Source organism: Rhodococcus sp. IEGM1428, from assembly GCF_050321865.1.
Classification (GTDB): domain Bacteria; phylum Actinomycetota; class Actinomycetes; order Mycobacteriales; family Mycobacteriaceae; genus Rhodococcoides.
On sequence record NZ_JBNQFW010000006.1, the window covers coordinates 197,768 to 223,389 of the forward strand.

A 25,622-nucleotide genomic window follows, 5' to 3' on the forward strand; every position below is an offset into this window, starting at 1 on the left:
GCGTCACCCGGGTCGGAACGGAATTGCACAACGCAATCGCGGTAATACACGGGAAGGCACGGGAAGGCACGGGAAGGCAATTATGGGAACGAGCGGGCAATGCGCAATCGTGGGAATCGGAGACACTGCTTTTACCCGCGGCACGGATAAGTCGACGCTGGAGTTGCACCTCGAGGCATCGCTCGCGGCCCTCGACGACGCGGGCCTCACACCCGCCGATGTGGACGCAGTTCTTCCCAGTGCGCTGGCCGGTCGCTCGGTCGAAGACTTCATCGTCAACCTCGGTCTGCGCGATCTCGCGTATTCGGCCACTGTGCACATGGGGGGCGCGAGCCTGCTCGGCTCGGTGCAGACCGCGTGCATGCTCATAGCCACCGGCGTCGCCACCTGCGTCCTGATTCCGGCCGGACGACGCGGATTCTCCGGCGAGCGCATCTCGACGGGCAAAGGCGTCATGGAACCCGCACTGGCCACAATGTACGAATTCGAGGTTCCTGCGGGAAATGTCGGAGCTGCACAGTGGTTCGCACAGGCAGCGCAACGCCATATGTACGAATTCGGAACCACCAGCATTCAACTGGGACATGTAGCAGTCAACAGTCGAGCAAACGCCAATCTCAATCCTCACGCCTTGATGTACGGCAAGCCGATGACACTGCAGGATCACCAGAACTCACGCATGATCACCACACCCTTCCGACTCTTCGACTGCTCGCTGGAATCCGACGGCGCAGGTGCCCTGGTTATCACGAGTACCGATCGCGCACGCGATCTCGAAAAACCATCGGTGGTGATCGCCGGCATTGCCCAGTCGCACACCAACGAGCCGCTCTCGCTCACACAGAAGCCCAGGATGCCCGAGGTTTCCGCGATGAGCGTCGCGGCAGCACGCGCGTTTCGCATGGCCGACTCGACTATCTCCGATGTAGACGCACTGATCATCCACGAAGGGTTCACGTGGTACGTCATCGCAGCCCTCGAAGCTCTCGGCGTTGTGAAAGCCGGTGAAGGTGGACCATATGTGGAGGAGGGGAACATCCGATTGTCGGGTGCCACCCCGGTGAACCCGCACGGAGGTGCCCTCTCCGAGGGCCACGCGTCGGGTGTCAACCATGTGATCGAGGCCGTGCGGCAACTGCGCCGTGTAGTCGAGCCCGAACGTCAGATCACTGACTGCCACAGCGTCCTCGTGGCCAACGAGGGCGCGTTCTTCGACGGTGCCGTCCTGATTCTGAGCAGATCCGCATGACCATCGAACCGCGCCCGGTCCGACCTCTGCCATCCCCTACCCCGACCAGTCAGAAGTTCTGGGACGCGATCGCCCGTCACGAATTGATAATTCAGTTGTGCACCGAGTGCGCTGTATATCGGCACTATCCACAACCACGGTGCCCGCAATGCGGCAGCGGGTCCTGGGAGTGGAGTCGGGTCAGTGGCCGTGGAATCGTCTACAGCTACACCATCACCCATCAACCCTTCCACCCCGCATGGGCAGACCGGACACCGTACGCGGTGGTGACGGTCGACCTGGAGGAAGGCGTCCGCATGGTTGGCGAACTCCCCCCCGAGGACACCGACCGGGTGAGTATTGGTATGCCAGTAAGGATTTCGTTCCTCGACCTACCCGACGGGCGGGGTACCATCCCCACGTTTCGGCTGAGCTGACACAGCTCGCCGGAGGGTGCCCTTCCACTCTCCACCCCACTCCCGACAGGCAATTCCAGCCACTGGAACGACCTCGGTTCAATCGAATGATTTTGATACACAGTGAAACACGAACGATTCAATTGCAGTATTCGTCCGGAAATTCGATCACGATCGAACCGAACAGCAAAGGCCAATGATGAAAGACACGAATTCGGATGCCACGGCCAAGGCGATCGTCTTCACCGGCGACGGCAGGTACGAAGTTCGCAGTTTCCCGATGCCGACCTCGCCTTCGAGCGGTGCCGTGCTCCGCGTGGAAGCCGTTGGCCTGTGCGGCAGCGACGCCATGCAGTTCCACGGCGACAAACATGTACCGGGTGAGGCCAGCCCGGTAGTGCCGGGACACGAGATCGTCGGCGTAATTCACGAGATCACCCCTGAAGCTCAACGCAACTGGGGGTTGAATGTCGGCGACCGCGTGTGCGTCGACGAAGTTGTTCCCTGTGGTATCTGCCTCAGCTGTCTGTCGAGTTCGGGTGTAGGGGCCTGCGTCAACCTCCACCTGTACGGATACACCAAGGGACCCGACGACGACGGCGGCCTGTGGGGAGGTTACGGCGAGTACATGCGCCTGCTGCCGAACACACATCTGATGAAGGCACCCGACAACCTTGCACCTCACGAATTGACCGTATTCGAGCCGCTCGCCAACGCGATCAATTGGGTCGAAAAAGTCGGGGTCGGGCTCGGGGACAGGGTTCTCGTTCAGGGACCAGGACATCAAGGGCTGCTGTGCGCAGTCGCAGCTCTTGCCGCAGGTGCATCTCGAGTCATCGTCTCCGGAACATCCTCAGACGAACTGCGGCTCGAAAGCGCCCTCGCCTTGGGAGCTCATGCCGTCGTCGATATCGAGACCGAGGATCTCAGCGAGAGGATCAACGAGTTCACCGATGGCCGAGGCGTTTCGGTGGTGATGGATGTGACACCGGCTACCGCATCCGTGCAGTCGGCAGTGGACGTCGTTCAGCTCGGTGGTCGTATTGCGCTCGCCGGGCTGAAGCACTTTCGTCCGATCCCGGAGTTGATGACAGATCTCATCACGCTCAAGATGCTGACGGTTGTCGGTTGCGGCGGTGCCACCCGGCACACGATGGATTCGGCCGTCCAACTGCTCGCTGATCATCCTGAGATCGCGCGATCCATGTCAGGGATACATATCGGAATGGACGACCTCGAACTGGGAATGAGCATCCTCGAACGCACGGCAGACCAAGACGCCGTACACGTCAGTCTCGTTCACGGCTGAAACCCGCTTTCACCGACTTCTCTCCTAGCCGATGACGGTCTACGAATTGCCTTCAGTGTGTGCACAGCGCGGGATTCCATTCACTGGGAGATCCGGCGGACATCACGAATTCGCCCTCTAACGTCGAAAGAAATCCGCCGACAGGAGTCTCTATGATCGATCCAGCGCATTATGGACCGTGGGCAGTGATAGCGGGCGGTTCGGAAGGTGTCGGCCGCGAGTTCGCCGTCGCATTGAGCAAGGTCGGTATCAACCTCGTGCTCCTCGCCAGAAACCCCGGCCCCCTGCAGGAAACCGCGGAACTGGCCCGTGCCAACGATGTCGACGTTCGGACATTACCCGTCGACTTACTCGAATCCGGGGCCCGCGACCGGATACGCTCGGTAACGGACGATCTCGAAGTAGGTTTGCTGATCTTCAATGCCGGAGCCAGCACGTATGGGACCGATTTCGTGACCGGCGACCTCGACAAGCTTCGCGATGTCGTCGCACTGAACGTCACGAAGCAGATGGACCTGACACACCATTTCGGTTCGGCCATGCGTGACCGGCGACGCGGGGGGATCATTCTCATCGGGTCGCTCTCCGGCTACGTCGGAGCCGAGACGCTCAGCGTCTACTCCGCAGCCAAGGCATTCAGCCGCGTGTTCGCCGAGGGGCTCTGGTTGGAACTCGCGCCATTCGACGTGCACGTCCTCGAACTCGTCTTGGGCGCGACCAGGACGCCGGCGATGGCTCGTGCCGGGTTGAACTTCGATCTTCCCGCGCTGCGCGTTGCCGAACCCGAGGACGTGGTACGCGAAGGACTCGAGAATCTCGAAAACGGTCCGGTATGGGTCGCCGCCGGCCACTACGCGCAGGCGCAGGCGCAATGCGCTTTCCCCCGGGCTGCGATAGTCCGCGCTGCCTCGGCGACGACGAAGGAAATCATGAGCGGCTGACCGACGCCGTTCGCTCCTGCGCTTCGCAGTACACCTGCACTCTCGGCCACCCGAGTAAGCCAAGCAAGCACTTGGCCAACCGCCCCGGCCAGGTGCCGACATCAGCCCGACAGACCACAACGACCCAGGGACACCACGGAGGCAAGTTCAGATGGATTTCAACTTCACGCCGGAACATCGAGAGTTTCTGGCCGAGGTCGAGGAGTTCCTCGACGCGTACGAGGACCAGACCGCCTTCGATCCCACTCGGGAGAACGGCGCACAATTGGTCGATACACCTGAGCGTCGGACGTTGATGGGCGAGCTCGCAAAGAAGGGCTGGCTCGGAATCACCTGGCCCGAGGAGTGGGGCGGTCAGGACAAGGACGGCATCTACGAGTACCTGCTGAACGAGGCCCTCGCACAGCGTGGCGGACCTCAGATCGGCAAGGGCGTCGGCATCATCGGCAAGACCCTGTTGCGGCACGGAAGCGAGAAGCTGCAGAAGGAGTTTCTTCCCCAGATCCGCGACGCCGAAATCGAATTCGCGGTCGGCTACAGCGAACCCGAAGCCGGGTCCGATGCTGCGTCGATGCGTCTGCGCGCAGTTCGCGACGGGGACGGCTGGCGGCTGAACGGCGAAAAGACGTGGACAACGTCGGCGCACTTCGCCGAGTGGTATTGGTTGGGTGCTCGAACAGACTTCGACGCCCCGAAACACAATGGCATCACGCTGTTCCTCGTGCCGATGGACCACCAGGGGATCACAGTCCAGGCGATCGGAACGATCGGTCACGAGCGGACCAACTCGGTCTTCCTGGACAACGTCTGGGTCTCCGACGACTACGTGGTCGGAGAAGTCAATTCCGGATTCCAATACATTTGCGAGGCACTCGATCTCGAGCGGTTCACCATGTTCACGCTCTCGCCGATCCTTGCCCGAATGGAACTGCTCATCGACTACGTGCGTACGAACGAACGCAACGGGCGCCCGCTGAGCGAGGACACCGGCGTTCGGCGTGAGATCGCTCGGCTGCTCACCCACGCAGAGATGGCACGAATGCTCGGACTTCGCTTCGTCGATGCCTCGTCTCGCCCCGGACCGGCACCTACCGTCCTCGCGTCGGAGTACAAGCTTTACTCGACCGAGTTCTCCAAGGAACTGGCGAACGCTTCGATGGATATCGGTGGCTCCGGCGCGCAGTTGGTGGTCGGCACCGAGGACGCTCCGATGGCCGGCCGATCCGAGTCCACCTACCGCTACACCGTCATCGACACCATCGGAGGAGGAGCATCGGAAATCCAGAAGAACATCATCGCCCGCCGCGGGCTCGGCCTCCCCAAGACCTTCTGATGACCACAGCTCCACTCGGCAACGTTCGAGTCCTCGACCTGTCGGCCTTCGGTCCCGGTGCCCGTGCGACTCGTTGGCTGGCCGACTACGGCGCGGTCGTCGTGAAGATCGAATCGATCTCGACGCGCGATGTCGAGGCACCGTACTACGCGTACGGCGGTGGCCGCGGGTTTCGCCGAATCGAGTTGGACCTGAAGTCACCGGCCGGCAAAGAGGCGCTGTTGAAGATGTCCGAATCCGCGGACGTGATCATCGAGAGTTTCCGGCCCGGTGTAGTCGCGCGTCTCGGCATCGACTACGAGGCGGTGTCCGCTCGTAATCCGAAGATCATCTATTGCTCAATCAGCGGATACGGTCAAGGCTCCGCGGCCGCCGGCTGGGTCGGCCACGACCTCGGCTATCTGGGAGTAGGCGGCTATCTGTTCAACTCGGGACGCGACGGCCACATGAAGCCCGTGATACCCGGCACTACTCTGGCCGACGCGGCCGGCGGGGGAATGCACGCCGTCATGGCAATTTCGGTGGCGCTGTTCGCCAGAGAACAGAGTGGCGAGGGTACGTATTTGGATGTCTCGGTGGCCGACGGTGTGCTCGCATTAATGTCGCTGGCGGTCGACGAACATCTCGCGACCGGAATTACTCCGAGTCCCGGATCGACGTTGCTGACCGGGCGCTATGCCTGCTATGGCATCTACCGGTGCCAAGACGGCAAGGATCTTGTCGTGGCGGCAATCGAGCCCCGGTTCTGGCGCAACATCTGCAATCTGCTCGGTCTCGATCAGTTCGCGGACGTACAGAACGACGACGGCGCACAACCGCTGATTCGCGCGGCACTGGGCGAGGTGTTCCTGGGCCGAACCCGCGACGAATGGGTCGACCTGCTGGCACCCGCCGACACGTGCGTCGCTCCTGTGTACGCCCTCGACGAAGTGACGACATCTCCGATCTTCGCCGATCGAGACATTTTCGTTCCGGCTGACCATCCCGAGCACGGGCGCTTCACGCAGATCGGGGCACCTCTGGCTGGGTCAGCAGCCGTCCGGACGCCGGTTCGTCTGGAACGACACACCACCGATGCACATGGGCTGCTAGGAGAAGCGGGTATGACCGATGAAGAAATCGACGCACTGATCGAGGACGGTGTCGTGTGCTGATGTGGGATGAGGTCGACGTTGGCACGGCACTGGAACCTCTCGAATACGACGTCACGGCAACGACTATCGTGCTCGGCGCGATGGCCTGCCGCGACTATCGTCCGATGCACCACGATCACCAGTTCGCGACGCAACGGAACGGCACGCGCGACATCTTCATGAACACACCGACCCAGTCCGCATGGTTCGGGCGCTACCTCAATGAATGGGGCGGTCCGTCGTCGCGGATCGGATCGCTGACATTCCGGATGGTCGATCCAGTGTTCCCTGGAGACCGGATGCGGATCGACGGATCGGTGGTCGGATGTCGCGTAACCGCCGATCGGTGCGGCTGGGTTCGGCTCGAACTCGAGCTCACCACTGCCTCGAACATCGGCACCGAGCGGACTGTGAACACCCGCTGCCAGGCAATTCTGGCTCTGCCGACAACACCGAATGACGACCCATGGCTCAGACGCGGCGCCGACTGGCGCCCCCAGGACATACAGGAGATGCAATGGACCTGATATTCACCGACGAGCAAGACGCATTGCGCCACATGGTGCGGCAGATGGTCGACAAGGGCAATTTCGATGCGACGCGCCTCATGGAGCAGTCCGACGCTGGTTTCGATCCCCAGCTGTGGCGTCAGTTCGCCGACGCCGGCCTGACCGGTATGGCCTTGCCTGCCGATATGGGCGGAGACGGCATGTCACTTCTGGACGCGGTTGTCGTCTTCGAAGAAATGGGTCGCGCTCTCGTCCCCTCACCGCTGTTCGCCTCGGTGGGAATCTGCGCCGAAGCAATCCTGCAAGCGGGTAGCAACGAACAGAAGGCGCACTGGCTACCCCAGATCGCCTCTGGCGAGGCAATAGTCGTGCCGGCCTGGTTGGAAGCAGACGGAGGGTATGGGGAGGGCGGAGTCACCCTGGCGGCCGTCCCCCACGGTGATAGCTGGAGGCTGACCGGAGACAAGTGGCACGTCCCGTTCGCTGCGTCGGCGCAGGCCTTGGTCGTGGTCGCCCGAGCCGAGCAAGGGTGGACACTGTTCTTGGTGGACCCGGGTCAGTCCGGCGTGTCCATCGAATCCCAGACATCACTGGCGCGGGACTCGCAGAGCATCGTTTCGTTCGACTCGGCAACCGGTGAATTGCTGGGCACCATCGGCGGTGCGTGGGGACTGTGGCACGACGTGATGAACCGGGCTGCGATCTTCGCTGCAGCACAGGCCAGTGGCGGGTCGCGCCGCGTTCTGGAAATCACGGTGGAACATGCCAAGACCCGACACCAATTCGGCAAGCCACTCGGAGCATTCCAGGCAGTGTCGCACTACCTGGCGGACGGCGTCACCGAAATCGACGCCGCGCAGGCGCTCGTCTGGCAGGCAGCGTGGGTCGCGGACAACGGGCAGTCCATCAGAAGGCTGGCACCGATGGCAAAACTCTCGGCCTGCAATGTATTTCGAGATATCAGTGCAATCTCGCTGCAAATCTGCGGCGGACTCGGATTCACCACGGATTTCGACGCTCAGTTGTTTTTCCGCCGGGCCAAGCAGTGGCAGCTCTCATGGTGGGACACCACGTACCTCGAGGACCTGATAGCCGCGGACGCTCTGGACTCTGTCTCGTGACGACGCTGCCCGAGCTCGTCGTCGGCTGGATAGGAGCACCCAAATACCCGATCACCTCGATGCGAGTCGAGGAAGGCATGGTGTGGACGTTCTGTGCAGCGGTGGAGGACGGGGCCGACCTGCATTGGCGATCGGCCTCGGAGACCGGAGTACCGGCACGGACCCCGCAGACGATGCTCTCGGTGTGGTCACGACCGGACAACTGGTCGCCTACCGGCGTGCCCCCTGGCGCGCTGCAGACCCACTTCGACCTCAAGCGCGAACTGGGGCTTCCCGAGGCCATCATCTCTCGATACGCGCTGACCCTGCACGACCCAGTTCTCATCGGCGACGTTCTCCGTGTGTACGAGGTGATCAAGAAGGTCAGCGAACCGAAGACCACCCGATTGGGTCACGGTCGATTCTGGGACATCGAGGTCGTCTTCGAACGGCCCGATGGTGGCCTGGCCGGCACCGAAACCTACACTGCCTTCGGCTACAACAGGGAATGATCACTTGCTCGACAACAGCTTTGATCCAGCTTGGTTCATCGACGCATTGTCCGCACTTCCCGAGCATCGAGAAGTGCGGGTAGCCGGTGCCTCGGTGCACCTTCGGTGCTGGGGCGACGAACGAAATCCTGGCGTCGTTCTGGTGCACGGGGGCGGGGCGAATTCTGCGTGGTGGGATCACATCGCACCGTTCTTGTCCAGGACTCACCGTGTAGTGGCACCGGATCTGACGGGGCACGGAGACAGCGGACACCGCGCCGTCTACGCGATCGACACGTGGGCCGATGAACTCGTCGCTACGGTCGACGCGGGTGCAATCACCTCCCCGCCGATCGTCATCGGACACAGCATGGGCGGATACGTCGGCGCAGCGTTGGGCGTACGGCACCCCGAATCCCTCAGTGGACTGGTGATGATCGATACCCCGCTCGTCCGTGACGAGCCGCAGACGCCGAAGGTTCGTCGCCCTCCCCGTCTTTATCGGACAGCGGAAGAAATCTACGCCAAGTTCACCCTGAGCCCGGCGCAACGCGTCATGCTCCCCTACGTCGGCCGCCATGTCGCTCAGGAATCCGTCAGGCAAGAACCCGGTGGCTGGACCTGGAAATTCGACCCGGAAAGGTACTTCAACCCGCTGCCCGAGCGGGCCGGGTTCGGCGCGATGCTGTCCGAACTACGAACTGCTGCTGTGTATTTGCGGAGCGAGCACGGACTCGTATCCGATGACATGGCGCGCCGGATCGACGAGCTGCAGGGCCACCGAATGCCGATGGTGGAACTGGCCGACTCCGGCCACCACCCGATGATGGACCACCCACTCGCGCTCGTCGCCGCACTACGCTCGTCGCTGCAGCTCCACCATCACGCAGACAGACGTGCCCCGAACACTCGACGAGCGTTCTCTCCCAAGTAGTTCGAGAGTGCCTCCTGGCTCAACTCGAGCTCCCCGAGCTGTGCGAGCGTGTGCCGGTGACCCGCAGCAGGGAAACCCGATCCGTAGAGCACCTTGCGCCTACCCGCACCACCGACGAACCGCCGCAACGACTCGTTCCAATGCCGCGCTGGATACACCGCTGTCCCGAGGTAGACGTTGGGGAACTTCAGAGCCATGGAAATCGCCTCCTCGACCCACGGCCAACCAGTATGGGACAGGACGAAATTGACCTCCGGGAAATACAGCGCCGGACGGTCGATTCCGATCGGCGCACCGCAGGCACTCGGCGACAGACCGCCCGAGCTCCCTGCTTGCATCACCACGGGCACACCGACCTCGGCAGCCAGTGAATAGAACGGGTAGTGGTCGGCGTGATCGAACGGCCGATCGAAGCTGTGAGTGTGCAGGTGCAGGCCCACAGTCCAGGGTTTGCTCAATGCGGCTCGGGCCCGCCGCACGCCGTCGCTCCCTGCCTGCGGATCGTAACTCCATTGCGCCACGAAGCGGCCAGGGAACCGCTCGGCCAACTTGTCGACCTGGCCGACCGACGCAGCGGCGACACTGGTGAAATCGTGCACCCCGCGCCACGCATCCGGATCAGCCACGACCAGAACCAGGGTGTCGATCCCCAATTCATCCATGCGCTCGATCATCTCCTCCGGATCGCAGAACGAGTCGTCCGGCTTGGTGCGAATCTTCACCGGAATTCCGGCACCTGCAACAGCCCTCTCCCACAGCGCCAGCCGCTCGGGGGTGAATGCGTTGGACCAGTAGTCGACTGTTCCCATCACTCGCCCTCCCACTCGTTGCGACGCAAGAAATGCCGATCGAATCGCTGTGCCGCCGCCACCGATACCGCGGCCTCGTCGAAGTCCCGGAACAACGTCAAACCCACAGCGCTGCACGCCTCACGCAACACACCGCTGTCGCTGTTCCGCGCGGCGTCGGCGCTTCGAATGACCAATCCGAGTCGCGCGCGGTATGGCCGTATCCGGCCTACTGCCTCGATCAACTCCACCATGGACGCGACACCGTCGTTGGAAAAGGCGTACCAGGACTGCACATTCAGATGAACGATGACGTCACTGAACTGCTGCACTTCGAGGGTGTTGCCGATGAGTTCGCCGATGGCATCGACCGGCGACCCAGGGCCGACCGGTATCTCCATCGGATTCGCCGTCGACGTGCCCGTGCCGTAGTGGGCTGCGAGGGACGCCCGCAGCTCAGGCGTCGATGGGGTAACCGGCACCCCATAGGCGTCGAACGTGTCGGTAGCCAGTACCGAGGCACCGCCGCCGGGTCCGATCACCAACGTCGACGGTGGCACTGCGCCGTCGATGCGGGAGAGGTGACACTGCAGATAGGACAGCGACGCGAGCAAGTGCTCGAGCCTCGACACCACGGTGATTCCGTAACTCGACGACAACGCCTGCCACACTCGGGTCTCACCGGCCATTGCTCCAGTATGCGAGGCAACCGCTACCGAACCCTGGTCACTGAGACCGCCGACCAACGCGACGATCGGAACGCGTCCTTGCGCTGCGCGCACCGCATCGATGAAGTCGTCGTCTCGCACACCTTCGAGGTACATCCCGATCAGACGCGTGTCCTGATCGGTCAGCAGCCACCGCGTCATCTCGCCGGGAGTGACGTCGACAGCATTGCCGAGGGTGGCCAATTTGCTGAAACGCACGCCCCTCGACAGACCGCTGAGCACTATTTCACTCGCCAGGCTTCCACTCTGAGATACGACGCCGGTCGGTCCGGGTTCCGATTCGGAGTTCAGAATGAACGTCTGACGACCGACAGGGCTGTAGACCCCCATGCAGTTGGGGCCGAGCACCCGAATCCCTGCGGAGGCAGCGGTATCGGCGACCTCACGTTCGAGGACTGCACCGCGCTCACCGGCCTCCCCGAATCCCCCGGTGACGACCTGGGCGAACTTGACGATTCCGGCCCCCGACCGCAGCAGGGCGGACGTCCGTTCGGCCGGCACAGCGGACAGCAGGTAGTCGACCCCGCCAGGAATGTCGACAAGGTCGGCCACTGCAGGCACTCCGTCGATCGACTCAGCAGTGGGATGAACCGCGTACAGGCCGTCGGTCCACCCAGCTGCCCGGTACGACGCGAGGAATCGATTACCGAACGAGTACTTGCTGGTCGAAGCGCCGGCGACCGCAATGGTCTCCGGCGAGTAGAGCGGGCTCAGATCGCGGCCGAGGTACGTGCGCGACTCGGGAATCGACGTGACGTCACGCAGGATGAGTCTCCCATCGGCGGCGACGACACGGTCGCCCGTCACGATCAGCGGATTGCACTCGAACTCATCGAGTTCCGTGCCCCAGCCGCTGACGAGACCGCCGATGCCCGCGACCTTCAGCAGTACTTCGACCAGCGCTCGGCGGTCGATCGGGACACCCGTCCGCGCACCGGCCAACGCCGCCGCCGGGAGTTCTGCAACCAGCTCCTCCGCATCGGCCCGCCGAAGCGGGAAGATGCGGGCCGATGACCTGGTCGCGAGCTCGGTCAACGTACCGCCGAGCCCCAGGACCACCAGCAGGCCGTAGGGGTCACGACGCACGACGCCGAGTAACAGTTCTACACCCGCCGGAATCTGCTCCTCTACGACGAAACCCTCAGCGTGGCCGCCCGCCGCCTCGACCCTGGCTGCCATTTCGAGCGCGCGGGCGGTCAACTCCGTACGTCGAAGCCCTAACTCGACGGCACCCATATCCGACTTGTGCAGCAGGCCGGCACCGAAGGCCTTGAGTACCAACGGCTCGGTGAACGACTCGGCAACCGAGTGCAACTCGTTGGGACTTTGTGTGGTCGCACCCTGCGGAGTCTCGACGCCCGCACCGTGCAGGCAAAGTTTCACCACATGCTCAGGCACGCTGACCCGACCGATATCGCCGCCGATCGGGCGAGCTTCGCGGCGGAGGTCCACTATCGACATATCCGCGCGCTGCATCATCGGTCGTCCTGGAATCGCTTGGGCTTGGGTGCGGTCGCGATGCCGGTGCGCACATCGAGAGCGCCCGGCGCAACGACCTCGGCCGCAATGTGAACGCCGAGTTTGTCCTTGAGCCGCTGCTCGATGTCCATCCTGATCCCCTCCCATTCCTGACGCGGGTTCTCGCTGACGATCTCCGCGATCAGTTCGTCGCGGTCGTCGATCCGCCGTGCGGTCACGAAGTAGTCCGACGTCGCACCCGGTGCACTTGCGGCAATGAGACCGACACCTTCGGGCCACACGTTCACACCTCTGAGTTTCACCATGTTGTCGCCACGCCCAGCAAAGAATCCCATCCGCCGTTGCCAGCTACCGCACGCACACCGTTCGCGAGGGTAGAGGAACGTGAGATCTTGTGTGTTGTAACGAAATTGCGCACTTCCGGTCTTGTAGAACTCGGTCAACACCAATGCTCCTGGTTGTCCATCGGCCACAGGCTCGCCGGTATCGCAGTCGACGATCTGGGCGTGGTATGCATCCTCGAATACGTGCAGCCCACGCCGCGCCGGACATTCCACCGACACCGCCTGGACCTCGTGGAAGCCGTACGACCGGTAGGCCGGAAGGTCGAACGTCTGCTCCAGCTCGTCCTCACTCCCGACGTTCATCGCCAGAGCGCGAATCGGCAGCTCGACCCCCATTGCCTTGGCCTCCTCGGCCAACCGAAGCAAGTACGGCCCCGTAGTGAGAATTGCCGCCGCGTTGTATGCGCATGCCAGCTCGACCTGCTTTCGGGTCGATGTCACGTTGCCGGTACTCGTCGTGATCACCAGACCGTTCAACCACCGACTCACTGCCTCGTCGAAGTTGAACGCACCGTTGTGCAGTCCGTACGACCAACTGTTGAGGACAGTATCGCCTGGCCGTAGGCCCATCATGTAAAGGCCGCGAGCAGTGAGTACCGCACCGACCTCGCGGTCCCACGCGGTGTAGAGGGTCGGACGTGGTTGCCCCGTGGTTCCTCCGGACATGTGGATCCGCAGAGGCTCGCGCAGCGCGTCCTCGACTGCCATTCCCTGGTAGTCACCCAGAGGCGGGTGACCTTCGATACTGAGCCTGATGTCGTCGACGTCGAAGAGCGGAAACTTGTCGATGTCGGCAAGGGTCCGCAGATCGGCCGGCTCAACTCCCGCCTTCTGCCACCGGTTGCGGTGGAACGGAATCCGGTACGCACGCTCGGCACGGTCACGCAGTCGGGAAATCTTGCGCGCGTCGATCACCTCCGGCTCCTCGAACCACCGAGTCTCGAAATACTCGGGCGGGGGCGGAAACAACTGTGCAACCGCTGAGTAGTCGACGCTCTCGAACGGACGACGGATTCCTATGGACATGTTGTTCCCCTCAGATCTCTGCTGCGCGCCAGGCGAGAACCGTCGTAGGTTCTGGCCCACCGTCCGGAGTGTGCGCGCCGGTCGGCCGCAGACTGCTGGTATCGAGGTACGACGCCACGACGGGGGATCCGATCGTGAGTGTGTCGTCGTTGGACAGGTAGGTGGCCGGGATCAGGATGTCGTCCTGCTCGGTGAGACGAACGAGAGCCGTCGTGTAAGGGACGTGCCGCCAGGGCCCGAAGGGATGACGACTGGTCACCCAACTGACCACCGTGCCGGTTCCGCTGACCGCCGTCCACGTGCACTCGAAGCTCCAACATCGATTGCACAGTGCGCGAGCAGGCCAACGCAGTACAGCGCACCGATCGCAGGCCTGGACCGTCATTTCGTTTCGCTCGAGCCCACGCCACCACACGATGGACTCGCGGTCGAAGAGTGGGGCGCCGAAGATTCCCGCGGGCAACTCGCCACCGACCTCATTTTGTGCACTCACGTCTGCCTCCGTAGGACGACCGCGGACGTCACGCCCGCGGAAATTCCCATCTGTCCTGTCGAAAGAGCCACTTCCGCCCCGTCGACCTGTCGGTCACCGGAAATACCTCGCAGTTGCTCTACTGCTTCCATCAGGTGATTGAGCCCGTGGACATACCCGGCGGACAGGTGCCCGCCGTGGGTATTGACCGGAAGTCGACCATCGGGGCGGGTATGTCCGCCCCGAACGAATGCCGCCGCCTCCCCCCTCTGGCAGAAGCCGTATTCCTCGAGCTGCATCAGCACCAGAGGGGTGAAGGCGTCGTACAACTCGGCCACGTCGACGTCCTCCGGTCCCAGACCGGACCGATTCCACAGACGTGTGCTCGATTGCCGGGCCGCGGTGTCGTAGATCTGCGGCCGCTGATTGGAGAACAACGTCTGTCCCGAACCCCAGACGGCACCGGAAATGGTCACCGGCACGTGTGCAAGGTCGCGGGCACGTTCGGCCGAGGTGACCACCACCGCTACGGCCGCATCGGTCTCGAGGCAGCAGTCGTACACCCGGAAGGGATCGACGATCGGCCGTCCGGCCAGATAATCGTCCATGGTGAGCGGGGTTCGCATCATCGCCCGCTCGTTTCGCTGCGCATACCAGCGCTGAGCGATCGCCACTGCTCCGAGATCTTCTGCGGTGAGCCCGAATCGGGACATGTATGCGCGAGCGACCATCGCGAACTGTTGGGGCGGAACGCCGTATCCGTAGGGCACCAGGTACTGGAACTCGAGTCCGTCGGGCTGTGGCTGCCCGGTTCCACCCATGCGGTCACCCGACCTGGCGTTGATCGCCCTCCAACACACCACGACCTCGGCCTGCCCTGTAGCGACAGCCATCGCCGCCTGTCCGATGATCGAATGCGATGTACTGCCGCCGCCGTAGGCGTCACAGTAATAGTTGAGATCGCGCAGTCCGAGCGACTGACCCACCACCGACAGCGGTACCGAATCCCCGATTCGGTGGCAGGCGAGTCCGTCGACATCGGACACCGACAAGCCGGCATCGGCAACAGCGGCCGTGATGGCTCGAAGTGCCAGGGTCAGAGTGCCGACCCCGGAATTCTTCGAGTACGGCGTACTGCCGACACCCGCGATTGCGGTGCGGTCACGGAACGGGTGGATCATCGATCGACTCTTTTCGATTCGGGTCCGGCGACGTATGTCGTCCAAGCCATGGTTATCGCGCCGTCCGTACCGGGATCTGCATACTCACTTGCGCGCGAACACATGTCTCGCCCGCCTGGTTGATGATCGTCACGTCGATGCCGATCAGCTCGGCATCCGTCGGAACTTGTTGAGCTACCGGACATTCAGCCCGCTCGAAGGACCGAACTACACCGCCGTACGTGATGGTGTCGCCGGCGCAGATCGATCCCTTCATCGTCACGGACCGGCGCCGCAGAAATGCCCGCGGGCCGCACCAGCGGGCCACATACGCGTCGAGCAATCCATTGATCGACCCGGTCGCAAGGTAGATTCCTCGCTTGTTCTGACGCGTCGCGTATGCGGGGTCGATGTGTCCGCGAAAGTACGTGCCTGTCGAAACGGCACCCGCAACTACGTCGGTGTACTCCACCATGACCGTCTCTACCGGCAATTCGGCACCCACCTCGACCAGAGTGAAGTCACGATCGTCGTACGCTTTCCGCTCCAGCCTCACTGCTGCTCCCCTGTCCTGAATCGAAGCATGACGTTGCGCTGCAGCGCAATCGGATCACCGTTCGCGCGCCGGTACCACGCTACGACGGTGAGGAAATATCCCGGGCCGACACCAGTCTGCTTCTCCTCGGACAGCGATTCGACCACCTCGGTGACATTGATGACGTCCCCCGCCCGTAGATAGTCGAAAAACTCGATCTCACTGCGTAGGTTGATCATCGAGTCGGTCGGCAAGGGAACAGTCACAAGAAACGATCGCCAAGAGGCTCCGGGGAAATCCGATTCGGTGGAGACTGCCGGCGACCAGTGTCTGCCGGTGCCCCACTTGACCAGGGTCGCGGGCGGTACAACCGGCCCGCCGGCGACCGCTGCTGCGAATTCGACGTCCCACCACAGCGGATTGCCGTCATGCACCGCGGCTGCGAACCCACGGCCACCCGAGACCTCGACCGGCTCCTCGGCGAATCGCGGAACACCCACGCGCCCTACGAAAGCCAGTCCATCTTGGTAGGTACCGACAGCAGTGCCGTACTCGCTACCCGCGCCATCGCCGCTCAAGTTCGAACTCCGCACCATTGAGCCAAGATCTCGCCGCGATCGCCGCCCAATGCAGGGGCCGGTCCCCGCACCGCCAGTGTGTGACCGTCGATGGCCGGCACGATTCCTGGCATGAGGATCGGCCCGAGGTCGGGATCGTCGACCGTCACCAGCATGCCTCGGTCTGCAATATGCGCCGAGCCGATCAGATCCTCGATCGTCGAGTCCAGGGCACATGCGATCGACCGCCGAACAGCTTCATCGAGGCGGGTCTCAGCGTCCTCGGCACCGCCGAACTCGGCGAGATCGAGCTCCGGATCCATCAACGCCTCGGCGCACACACCAGTCCACTCCGCGATACGCCCCAGCGCCTCCATGTCCGACGCCGAGATCGTCAACCAACGCCCGTCCTTCGTCCCGATGACGCGGCGCCACAAGCCCGGTTCGACCAACGCGCGTCCACGTTCCCATATCTCTCCGGTCCGGTCGTAGATCAGCGCTTGCGGTTCCATGAACCGGAACACCGACTCGAACAACGCCACGTCGAGCGACTGGCCGAGACCGGAACCGGAGGTGTCCCTCTCGTACACCGCCGCGAGCGCCCCGAAGGCGGCAAACATTCCGCTGAACGAATCGGCCACCGGAAATCCGGTGTGCTGCGGCAACGCGCCGCGATAGCCGGTCATCGATGCCATCCCGCTGTATGCCTCGGCATTACGGCCGAAGGCCCGCCGGCGGCTCAGGGGACCCTGCTGCCCGTACCCGCTGATCTGTACCGGAATCACCGAGGGGTTGAGATCGAGCAATTGGGCCGGATCGATTCCCATCGTCGCGGACACCCCTGGAACGAAATTCTCCACGACGACGTCGGCATGGTCGACCAGTCCGAGGAAGCTCTCCCGATCCGATTCAGTTTTCAAGTCCAGTGCGATCGATCGTTTGCCTCGGCCCATCACTTTCCACCACACCGACACACCGTTCTTGAGCGGAGCCTGACTCCGAAACAGATCACCGGTACCCGGTCGCTCGGTCTTGATGACATCGGCACCGAGATCGGCCAGCAGCGTCGCGCACAGCGGACCGGCGAGAACGTTGGCGTTGTCGACTACCCGCAAGCCGACAAGGGGGTAATCGACACGACCCGCGTCGCCCACCACGCGGCCACCCCGAACCGGCGTCTCCCGATCCGAAATCCATTCACGCACAACCGCTTCACGGTCCTGGTCGAGATCGGGACCCAGTCTGTCGATACGACCGGGGCTGCGCGAGAACCGGACGGCGACGTTCGGCAGGTGTACCGTGCCGAGCTGTGGATCGGTGAACTCGGTGAGCGTGCCCCTCTCTCGGTATTGCTGTTGCTCGAATACTTCTGCAATGGAAAGGATTGCCGCAATCGGAACTCCGTTGCGCTCCATGGATTTCTCGACGTCGGCGTGGGTGTGCTCGGCAAAGTACGTCGCGATAATGCGCTCGAGCTCGGCCTTGTTCGCCACCCGTGCAGCGTTGGTTGCGAATCGCTCGTCCTCGACCAGATCGGCGCGATCGATGCCGCGGAGAAATCGCGCAACGACGTCTTGAGTGTTGCCGGTGAACGACATCCACACACCGTCCGCGGTGCGCCATCGATTGACCGGAACCTGATAGGGCGACGTGGAATCCGTGCGCTCGGGAACCCAGCCGAGCTGATCGTGATAGGCAGGCAAGAATTCCAGAATGCGCAGAACCGTGTCGGCCATCGACAGGTCGATATGGCTACCGACGCCCACTCCGACGCTTCCGTCCGGAAGGTGGTCGCGGCGATACAACCCGGCCATCACCGACAATCCCCCCATCAGCGCGGTCGCTGCGGCACCGACGGGATAGTCCGAATGCAACGGCTCACGCGCCGGGTCACCCGTCATGTGGGCCAGACCGGCGAAGGCTTCGGCTGTGGTTTCGTCACCCGCGGTGCCCGCCATCGGACCGGTCGATCCGTACGGACTGATCGACATCGTCACCGCCCGCGCATCGGCAGAGCGGATTCGGCTCAGATCGGTACCCCACACCGCATCCAATCCTGAACCCGGACTGTCGATAACGACATCTGCGGCATCACCGAGTGCAAAGATCACGTCGTCGCTCTCTCGATCGTTCTCGTCGACGGATACGCTGCGCGTATTACGTGCCCGCGCCTTCCACCACAACGCGCTGTGCTCATCGCTCCGCAGCACTCGACGTCCGCGATGACCCGCGATCGGTTCCAGGACCACGACGTCGGCACCCCAATCCGCGAGCAAACTGGCCAACAGCTGAGCTGTGACGGTTTGTCCACCGACCAGCACCCGCATGCCGCGCAACGGACCCCGTCTGCAGTTCCACATCGCGGAAGTACCTGGATCGTCGGCCATGAGCCGTCCTCCTTGTTCGGGGCTGAGACCAACGGGCAGCCCATTGCTTCGACAGTGACTTTCGAGGGTTCAGTCGGTGTGTACCAGGGGAATTCTCAGCAAACGGCAAGTCCGTGCGTGCCGCCCCACTGAGCGCTCGGACTGTTGTCGAGCACGCGCACCACGGCCAATGTCGTCATGTCGACAACACTGACCGTTCCGTCACCGGCATTAGCGACGTAACCCAAGGCACCGTCGTCCGAGGCTCGAAGAGTGAAGACACCACGTCCGGTATCGACGGAGCCACGGATCTCCATGGTCTTGCCATCCACCACCCACAGGACGCCGTGCAGGAAGTCCTCGGCACCTGGTACCGACAGTTGCGAAACCAGCACATCCCCGCGCGACGTTGCCCAAACACCACAGATGTCGGCCGGCAGGATCACCTCTCCGAGAACCGATCCGTCCGAGGGATCGAGCTTGACGAGTTTGGATTCGAACGGCTGACCTGTACGACTGCGGTCGATCATGGGTGTGGCAGCGAACAGGGCGCTTCCATCCGGCGCAATGTTGATCTCTTCGGCACCACCGGGTAACTCGACAGTCGCCAGCACCGAGTTGTTCTCGAGATCGACGATGGTCATGAACGGCGCTTCCTTGTGAGTCGCGTATGCCCGCGAACCATCCGGCGAACTCACCAGCCAGTGGCAGTTCGGGGCCTGTGTCGCAATGTGATCGACGACCGTTCGCGTCTGCGGGTCAACTACGACAATGCCCTGCGGTCCGCCCTCTGTGGCCTCGATGCCGACGTAGATCCGATCGCGGGCAGCGTTGTACTCGACGTCGTGTGGTGCTTGGTAGGGCGAGATGTCGATGACGTCCACCACGGTGCGGGTCGCGACATCGACAACGCTGATCTCGTGCGAACGCTCGGTGAAGTCGCCATACACCCCGGACCGGTATGTGTGCGTGACGTACACCAGACCCCGACCACGATCGGCCGCCATTTCGTGTGGCTCCGGTAGTAGATCGGTGATCTCGCCGAGGTGCTCACCGGTGGTCGGATCATAGAAGTCCAATTTCCTGGTCGTCGAACTCACCATCAGCAACACAGATCGACCGTCGTTCGTCATCGAGCTCTCCTTCTCGTTGGGGCACTTGTACATCGAGATTCCCGAACCAGCCCGGATTCGTACGAGACGTCCGGCTACAGCCGAGTACACGGCTGCCATGGTGCCGAACCTAGTCGCACCGACAGCGCCTGCAACCCAACTTTCCGGTGACTGGACGCATGCCCCGAACCGGCGAACACGGCTGCTTACGGTCGGTCGACGAGCATTACCGACCGCCCCCTCGCTGCGGCGGCACGCTGATTGCAAACAACGAACGGAAAGGCAAGCGCGCAATGGCTGTCAATCGAACCTTCTACCAAATCGGCTGGGTCGTCGACGATCTCGACAAGCAGATGCAAAAATGGCTGGAATCGGGAACAACGGGACCGTTTCTCGTCATGCCGCATGCATGTGCCGGTCTCGAGACCCAGCTCTACCGTGGTCACCCCGCCGACATAGACATGAGTATCGGCTTGACCCAGCTCGGATCGATCCAACTCGAACTCATCGCCCAGCACGACGACAGCCCCTCGGCGTACCGAGACACCGTCGCCGCGGGACGAACCGCGGTTCACCACATGGCCTGGATCACCGATGATCTCGACGCCGAATACGCGGAGTACCACTCGCTCGGCATTCCTCCGGTATTCGAGGGAACCAAAGGTGACTACAACTTTGCATATTTCGACACGAGCGAACAGCTGGGTTGCATGACCGAGCTCATGCAGCGCAGCCCCGACGCAGAATCACTCAACGACGTGGTTGCTGCCGCAGCGCTGGACTGGGACGGATCGGACCCGATTCGCGTCGTTCAATTCTGACCGAAGCGCGCGCGAAATATCGATTCGGACGGTAAGGGACACCACCGACTCCCAGCGGCACCGTGTCGCGGGGAGTCGGTGGTGTCACAACACAAACGGATCACCCCTGCAATGCGCGGATCACGTCGTCCGTACTCGCGATATTGGCCATCATCGGGAAGACGTTGTGCATCGTGTGCTCGTGCAGTTCACCGGACGTCGCTGACATGGCGTCACTGACGACAACCTGGTGGTAACCGCGGTCGTAACCCGAGCGGACTGTTCCTTCGCCGCCGATGTTGGTCGCGATTCCAACGACAACGATGGAGCCGATTCCCCTTCGGCTCAATTGAACATCGAGATCGGTGCCGAAGAAGGAACTGACGGCAGGCTTGACTATGTGGATGTCGTCGGCATGGACGTCGAACCGTGGGTCGAGTTCGTTCCAGCCGGCGGGCGGTGCGAAATTCATCGGCGCTTCACAGGGCATATGTGGTTGCAGTTCATTGTTCGGTCCGTACCAGACCGTCACGAAGACGACCGGGCGATTCGAATCGTGAAAGGCCTCGACGAGACGAGAAGCATTGTCCACCACAGTATCGACACTGTGCGGGAAGGTCTCGATTCCTTGGGTGACACCGACTTGCAGGTCGATGACAACGAGGGCTGCGTTGCTGGCTATGACGTCGATGGGCATTTCGGTTCCTTTTTCGAGGATGATGATTGGGCGAAAGACACGATCGCGACGCGCGAATCATCTTCGACTTCGTTGCCGCGCGGCTACATTCACACAGGAGTTCTGTTCCGTCAACACTGGAATTCAACTCAGTGGACGCCCCTTCGGTGCGTGCGGGTCACCGAGCGGTACGTCCAGTCAGTGGAAGACAGAGGTGCCGCCCTCACCCGCTGCAGCGAGACTTGCGTCACCGACCTTTCGTACCGACGGAGGACTTATCCCGCCGACGGCGGAGACCAGGAAGCAGGTATGCAGGAACAAATCGTTCATACCCTTCGAGTAGCCGAGGTCATCAGGGAGACCGACGAGAGCTGCTCGATCGTCTTCGATGCCTCGCCGAATTTCGACTACGTCCCCGGACAGTTCCTTACCCTCAGAGTCCCGACGGCAGATGGTGCGTCCGTGGCCCGCTGCTACTCGCTCGCCTCGTCTCCGCATCTCGATGAGTCTCCCAAAGTTACGGTCAAGCGAGTCGCCGGCGGACATGCGTCCAACTGGATCTGCGACAACGTAATGCCCGGTTCGGTTCTCGAATCGCTCCCTCCCGCAGGTGTGTTCACCCCACCGTCCCTCGACGCAAACTTGCTACTCGTCGCTGCAGGCAGCGGGATCACACCCGTCATGTCCATCGCAAAGTCGGCGCTCGAGGTCGGCTCAGGGCGAGTAGTCCTGCTCTACGCAAACCAACACGAGCAATCGGTCATTTTTGCCGATGAGTTGCGCGCTCTGGTCGATGCCGATCCAGACCGCTTCGTCGTCGTCCACTGGTTGGTGAGCGTGCAGGGAAAACCCACGATGACCCAACTCCGCGGGCTGGCGAGCCCTTACGCAGATTTCGACGACGCGCTGCTGTGCGGCCCTGAGCCCTTTCGCAATGCGATGAGTGAGGCTCTGGCAGATCTCGGATTTCCACGCGACCACGTCCATGCCGAGCGCTTTCTTTCGCTACAGGGAGATCCGTTCTCGGTTCCTGTTCCTCGGGTGCAGGCAGATGATTCGGGTGTGAGCGCCTCCATCACAGTCGATTTGGACGGAGTGGTCACCTCCCATTCATGGCCGCGATCACAGAAGTTGCTGGACGTTCTCCTCGCTGCGGGAATCGAAGCCCCGTACTCCTGCCGTGAGGGCGCATGCAGCGCATGTGCGTGCCGAGTCGTCGACGGTGAGGTCAAGATGTTGCGAAACGAGGTTCTGGAAGCCGAGGACCTTGAGGACGGTCTGGTCTTGTCTTGCCAGGCCTTACCGGTGAGCGACACCATCAGAATCAGCTATTCCTGATCACGTTTCCCCGAGAACACCACCATGGTCGGTTGCTTCGTTCCGATCAGTGAAACACCAAAGAAGTGACCGCCACCACAGATGATAGAAACGACTTACCGCAGATAGAGATATTCCCTCTCTTGCTCACCTCATCATCGGATCAACTCCAAAGGACGGTCACCCATGACCACTGCGCACGAAGACGACATCCGCATCATCGAAGCAGACGCCCTACCGACCCGCTTCGCCCGCGGTTGGCATTGCTTGGGGACTTTGAAGGAATTCAGCGACGACAAGCCGCACACGATCAATGCATTCGGCAAGAAGCTGGTCGTCTTCCGGGGAGAGAGCGGAACAATCAGCATCCTCGACGCCTACTGTCGGCATATGGGAGGGGACCTCTCGTCAGGCGAGATCAAGGGTGACGAGATTGCCTGCCCGTTCCACGATTGGCGCTGGGGCGGCGACGGTCGCTGCAAACAGGTGCCCTACAGCAAGCGTGTCCCGCTTCGGGCGCGGACCACTGCCTGGACCACCCTCGAGCAGGACGGCCTCCTCTTCGTCTGGCATGACCCAGAGGGCAATCCGCCCTCCGAGCAAGAAGCCATTCCGACGGTCCCGGGCATTGCCACAGATGCCTGGACCGACTGGGTCTGGTACAGCACCACCATGAACGTCAATTGCCGTGAAATAATCGACAATAACGTCGACATGGCGCACTTCTTCTACGTACATGGCACGTTGCCCACCTACTTCAAGAATGTCTTCGAGGGCAGTACCACTACTCAGTACTTCAACAGCGGAGCCCGCGAGGACATCCCAGGCCCGGAAGGACAGCCGCCTCTGCGGGGAGTCACATCCGTGGCCACTTACTACGGCCCCGCATTCATGATCAACACCCTCACTTATCATTACGACGAGGCAGACACCAACATCGTTCTCGCGCACTGCCATTACCCGATCGACGAGAACAACACCGTTTACCACTACGGAATCTCCATCGAATTGTCCGACGCGCTCCCGGCGGAGTACGCGCTCCCCGCAGCAAAAGCGACCGGTGACCATATCGCAATCGGCATCGACCAGGACGTCGTCATCTGGAAGAACAAGGCCCGCATCGACAATCCACTACTGTGCGAGGAAGACGGAGCCGTGTACCAATTGCGACGCTGGTATCAGCAGTTCTATGTCGACAGAGCAGACGTTGTGCCCGACATGGTCAATCGGTTCGAGCACGAACTCGACACCACCCAACCTCTCAAACACTGGAACGAGGAAATACGGCGCAATGTCGAGAACCGGGTCGTTCCCACGTACCGCACCTCATGACGCTCCCCACCGACGACCGGCTGCACGATGCACCGATGCAGCCGGTCCAGTGCCTGCAATGCGGCGCACAAGTTCTGGCGAGGAAAAGCAATCGTCAACAAACCAGTATTCAGTGGGACGCCCATGCTGTCTCGACGTGTCCCGAGATGCACGCAGCCAGATCTCTCTCGGGCCCCCGCTTGGCATTCTGTGCTCAGCTTCGCAGGTCTATTTCGGTAGCGGTCGAGACCGGCGCACTGCCACTATTGGATGATGACGCGAACATTGCAGCTGCGCAGGAGAACTGATCGATCTGTCGTCACGCACCGACACCGAGGTACTTCACCCGCCGACCACTGAGAGGTCGGCGGGTGAAGTATCCATCGAGGCACAACGACGCGTCGGCTAGCGAGAGCCGGATGCAGTGCGAACGGTAAGCAGTCGGAAGTCGGTGATGCCGAGCGCGCCGACGATCGAGTCGATGCTTCCAAGATGCTCGTCGGGAGAAACCGAACCTGTTGGCACACAGCAGTTCTGGCAACTCGTTCCAAAAACGACTATACCGAGACCGTGACGCTCGACTATCGTCTCCCATTCGGTGAGTTCCTCTCGAGACCGTTCCAGCTCACCGTGGTCGGGGCACCGCCCGAAAACGCCGACGAAGGGTGTGCCACCTTCTCCGAGACGACCGAACGCACGGACCAGGACATCGCCGCACGCTCCGTCCACCACGAGTGAGCGCCATTCTCCGCCAAGCTCCGCCGAATTCTCGTGCGCATAGACGTCCGCGGCTCGTAGCACCGGTACCTGTAGTGCGCCGGCCAGTGACTGTGCGCTCCGACGGTTCTCGACGTCGTCATTACCCTCGAACATCAGCGGGGCTATCACTGCGACTGCGGCCCTTCCAGTGATGCGGCACAACCGGACGGCGACCGCAGCGGCACCGCGGCCGCCGACATCGGCTCGCAGAACCATCACATGCCCGGGTCTGCTCAACTGGTCCGGTCGAGTTCCGTCGGTAGCGAGCAGATTGACGGTTCGGGTTCGGTCGATCGCCGAGATCCCGGTACTCACACCGTCCGATGCGTCGACCGCAACCGAGAATCGTCTGTTCGCAACGAGATCGCCGTCGGACCGTGGGATCAACGGCAAGTCGAGTCGGTCAGCGCGCGCACCCGACATGGCAGCACAGATGAACCCCGACGAATGCTCGATGAGAAACGCCATTGTCGCAGGCGTGACCTTATCGGCCGCAACCATGAGGTCTGCGCGGAAGAATCCTGAGGAATCGTCGACGAGAAGTATTGCGCCGCCGGCTCCGAACTTGTCGACCGCGTGTGACGTCGGTCCAGATCCGATCGATGTCCCTTTCGATGTCGGTGACCTCACGGCAAACCTTCCGCAGTAGTGGCTGAGAAATCCGAACCAGTTGCACGAGAAGAGTTCTCGGGACAAACACGGCCTGGACCATCTTCATCAGAGTAGAACGCCGATACGTCGCGCAGGCAAGCAATTCCGGCCACTGGGACGCGCTCGTTCGGTAGATCACAAACGCCG

24 protein-coding genes are annotated in these 25,622 nt (G+C 62.2%); 13 read left to right on the forward strand and 11 right to left on the reverse strand.

The window, feature by feature from the left end; translation table 11 throughout:
• Nucleotides 1-109 precede the first annotated feature (109 nt).
• The 10 genes from ACQR3T_RS24305 to ACQR3T_RS24350 all read left to right on the forward strand — a co-directional run bounded on the left by ACQR3T_RS24305 (nucleotide 110) and on the right by ACQR3T_RS24350 (nucleotide 9,394).
• Entirely contained in the window at nucleotides 110-1,249 is a 1,140-nt protein-coding gene (locus ACQR3T_RS24305) for a thiolase family protein (protein WP_428695145.1), read from the forward strand.
• On the forward strand, nucleotides 1,246-1,665 hold the full coding sequence (locus ACQR3T_RS24310) for a Zn-ribbon domain-containing OB-fold protein (protein ID WP_428695146.1): 420 nt from the start codon (nucleotides 1,246-1,248) through the stop codon (nucleotides 1,663-1,665). Before ACQR3T_RS24305 ends, ACQR3T_RS24310 begins: the two co-directional genes overlap by 4 nt.
• A 175-nt stretch (nucleotides 1,666-1,840) precedes the next feature.
• Entirely contained in the window at nucleotides 1,841-2,953 is a 1,113-nt protein-coding gene (locus ACQR3T_RS24315; RefSeq protein WP_428695147.1) for a zinc-dependent alcohol dehydrogenase, read from the forward strand.
• 152 nt (nucleotides 2,954-3,105) lie between these two features.
• Nucleotides 3,106-3,894 carry an SDR family NAD(P)-dependent oxidoreductase gene (locus ACQR3T_RS24320; protein ID WP_428695148.1) on the forward strand — a complete coding sequence of 263 codons (789 nt, stop codon included), beginning with the start codon at nucleotides 3,106-3,108 and terminating at the stop codon, nucleotides 3,892-3,894.
• A gap of 151 nt (nucleotides 3,895-4,045) precedes the next feature.
• Nucleotides 4,046-5,227: an acyl-CoA dehydrogenase family protein gene (locus tag ACQR3T_RS24325; protein WP_428695149.1), complete on the forward strand. Its 1,182-nt coding sequence runs from the start codon at nucleotides 4,046-4,048 to the stop codon at nucleotides 5,225-5,227.
• Nucleotides 5,227-6,381, forward strand: coding sequence for a CaiB/BaiF CoA transferase family protein (locus ACQR3T_RS24330; RefSeq protein WP_428695150.1), 1,155 nt, complete (start codon nucleotides 5,227-5,229; stop codon nucleotides 6,379-6,381). Before ACQR3T_RS24325 ends, ACQR3T_RS24330 begins: the two co-directional genes overlap by 1 nt.
• Entirely contained in the window at nucleotides 6,381-6,887 is a 507-nt protein-coding gene (locus tag ACQR3T_RS24335; protein WP_428695241.1) for a MaoC/PaaZ C-terminal domain-containing protein, read from the forward strand. The genes ACQR3T_RS24330 and ACQR3T_RS24335 overlap by 1 nt, the downstream gene beginning before the upstream one ends.
• A complete protein-coding gene (locus ACQR3T_RS24340) occupies nucleotides 6,878-7,990 on the forward strand; it encodes an acyl-CoA dehydrogenase family protein (protein ID WP_428695151.1) in 1,113 nt (370 codons plus the stop codon). Before ACQR3T_RS24335 ends, ACQR3T_RS24340 begins: the two co-directional genes overlap by 10 nt.
• On the forward strand, nucleotides 7,987-8,481 hold the full coding sequence (locus ACQR3T_RS24345) for a hypothetical protein (protein WP_428695152.1): 495 nt from the start codon (nucleotides 7,987-7,989) through the stop codon (nucleotides 8,479-8,481). The genes ACQR3T_RS24340 and ACQR3T_RS24345 overlap by 4 nt, the downstream gene beginning before the upstream one ends.
• 4 nt (nucleotides 8,482-8,485) lie before the next feature.
• The gene (locus tag ACQR3T_RS24350; protein WP_428695153.1) at nucleotides 8,486-9,394 is read left to right on the forward strand and encodes an alpha/beta fold hydrolase; all 909 of its coding nucleotides are present in this window, start codon (nucleotides 8,486-8,488) and stop codon (nucleotides 9,392-9,394) included.
• Here the strand turns inward: ACQR3T_RS24350 and ACQR3T_RS24355 are convergent.
• The 9 genes from ACQR3T_RS24355 to ACQR3T_RS24395 form a co-directional block, all read right to left on the reverse strand.
• The gene (locus tag ACQR3T_RS24355) at nucleotides 9,343-10,203 is read right to left on the reverse strand and encodes an amidohydrolase family protein (protein WP_428695154.1); all 861 of its coding nucleotides are present in this window, start codon (nucleotides 10,201-10,203) and stop codon (nucleotides 9,343-9,345) included. The genes ACQR3T_RS24350 and ACQR3T_RS24355 overlap by 52 nt on opposite strands.
• A complete protein-coding gene (locus ACQR3T_RS24360) occupies nucleotides 10,203-12,389 on the reverse strand; it encodes an acetate--CoA ligase family protein (RefSeq protein WP_428695155.1) in 2,187 nt (728 codons plus the stop codon). The genes ACQR3T_RS24355 and ACQR3T_RS24360 overlap by 1 nt, the downstream gene beginning before the upstream one ends.
• Nucleotides 12,386-13,759 carry a phenylacetate--CoA ligase family protein gene (locus tag ACQR3T_RS24365; RefSeq protein ID WP_428695156.1) on the reverse strand — a complete coding sequence of 458 codons (1,374 nt, stop codon included), beginning with the start codon at nucleotides 13,757-13,759 and terminating at the stop codon, nucleotides 12,386-12,388. Before ACQR3T_RS24365 ends, ACQR3T_RS24360 begins: the two co-directional genes overlap by 4 nt.
• 10 nt (nucleotides 13,760-13,769) lie before the next feature.
• A complete protein-coding gene (locus tag ACQR3T_RS24370) occupies nucleotides 13,770-14,252 on the reverse strand; it encodes a Zn-ribbon domain-containing OB-fold protein (RefSeq protein ID WP_428695157.1) in 483 nt (160 codons plus the stop codon).
• A complete protein-coding gene (locus tag ACQR3T_RS24375; RefSeq protein WP_428695158.1) occupies nucleotides 14,249-15,412 on the reverse strand; it encodes a thiolase C-terminal domain-containing protein in 1,164 nt (387 codons plus the stop codon). The genes ACQR3T_RS24370 and ACQR3T_RS24375 overlap by 4 nt, the downstream gene beginning before the upstream one ends.
• A gap of 52 nt (nucleotides 15,413-15,464) precedes the next feature.
• Nucleotides 15,465-15,947 carry a hypothetical protein gene (locus ACQR3T_RS24380; protein ID WP_428695159.1) on the reverse strand — a complete coding sequence of 161 codons (483 nt, stop codon included), beginning with the start codon at nucleotides 15,945-15,947 and terminating at the stop codon, nucleotides 15,465-15,467.
• Nucleotides 15,944-16,504, reverse strand: a complete 561-nt coding sequence (locus ACQR3T_RS24385; protein ID WP_428695160.1) for an FAS1-like dehydratase domain-containing protein — start codon at nucleotides 16,502-16,504, stop codon at nucleotides 15,944-15,946. Before ACQR3T_RS24385 ends, ACQR3T_RS24380 begins: the two co-directional genes overlap by 4 nt.
• Nucleotides 16,501-18,870, reverse strand: coding sequence for a CaiB/BaiF CoA transferase family protein (locus tag ACQR3T_RS24390; protein WP_428695161.1), 2,370 nt, complete (start codon nucleotides 18,868-18,870; stop codon nucleotides 16,501-16,503). Before ACQR3T_RS24390 ends, ACQR3T_RS24385 begins: the two co-directional genes overlap by 4 nt.
• Before the next feature lie 95 nt (nucleotides 18,871-18,965).
• The gene (locus tag ACQR3T_RS24395) at nucleotides 18,966-19,982 is read right to left on the reverse strand and encodes a hypothetical protein (protein WP_428695162.1); all 1,017 of its coding nucleotides are present in this window, start codon (nucleotides 19,980-19,982) and stop codon (nucleotides 18,966-18,968) included.
• Between the two features lie 272 nt (nucleotides 19,983-20,254).
• Here ACQR3T_RS24395 and ACQR3T_RS24400 point away from each other — a divergent pair, with 272 nt between their 5' ends.
• Nucleotides 20,255-20,782 carry a VOC family protein gene (locus ACQR3T_RS24400; protein ID WP_428695163.1) on the forward strand — a complete coding sequence of 176 codons (528 nt, stop codon included), beginning with the start codon at nucleotides 20,255-20,257 and terminating at the stop codon, nucleotides 20,780-20,782.
• Nucleotides 20,783-20,882: 100 nt separating this feature from the next.
• Here the strand turns inward: ACQR3T_RS24400 and ACQR3T_RS24405 are convergent, their stop codons facing one another.
• The gene (locus ACQR3T_RS24405; protein ID WP_428695164.1) at nucleotides 20,883-21,458 is read right to left on the reverse strand and encodes an isochorismatase family protein; all 576 of its coding nucleotides are present in this window, start codon (nucleotides 21,456-21,458) and stop codon (nucleotides 20,883-20,885) included.
• A 288-nt stretch (nucleotides 21,459-21,746) separates the two neighbouring features.
• Between ACQR3T_RS24405 and ACQR3T_RS24410 the strand changes: the two genes are divergently transcribed.
• Nucleotides 21,747-22,775 (forward strand): 2Fe-2S iron-sulfur cluster-binding protein, encoded by a 1,029-nt coding sequence (locus ACQR3T_RS24410; protein ID WP_428695165.1) that lies wholly within the window; start codon nucleotides 21,747-21,749, stop codon nucleotides 22,773-22,775.
• A gap of 165 nt (nucleotides 22,776-22,940) precedes the next feature.
• Entirely contained in the window at nucleotides 22,941-24,086 is a 1,146-nt protein-coding gene (locus tag ACQR3T_RS24415) for a Rieske 2Fe-2S domain-containing protein (protein WP_428695166.1), read from the forward strand.
• 384 nt (nucleotides 24,087-24,470) lie between these two features.
• Here the strand turns inward: ACQR3T_RS24415 and ACQR3T_RS24420 are convergent, their stop codons facing one another.
• A complete protein-coding gene (locus tag ACQR3T_RS24420) occupies nucleotides 24,471-25,454 on the reverse strand; it encodes a 3,4-dihydroxy-2-butanone-4-phosphate synthase (RefSeq protein WP_428695167.1) in 984 nt (327 codons plus the stop codon).
• Nucleotides 25,455-25,622: the final 168 nt, after the last annotated feature.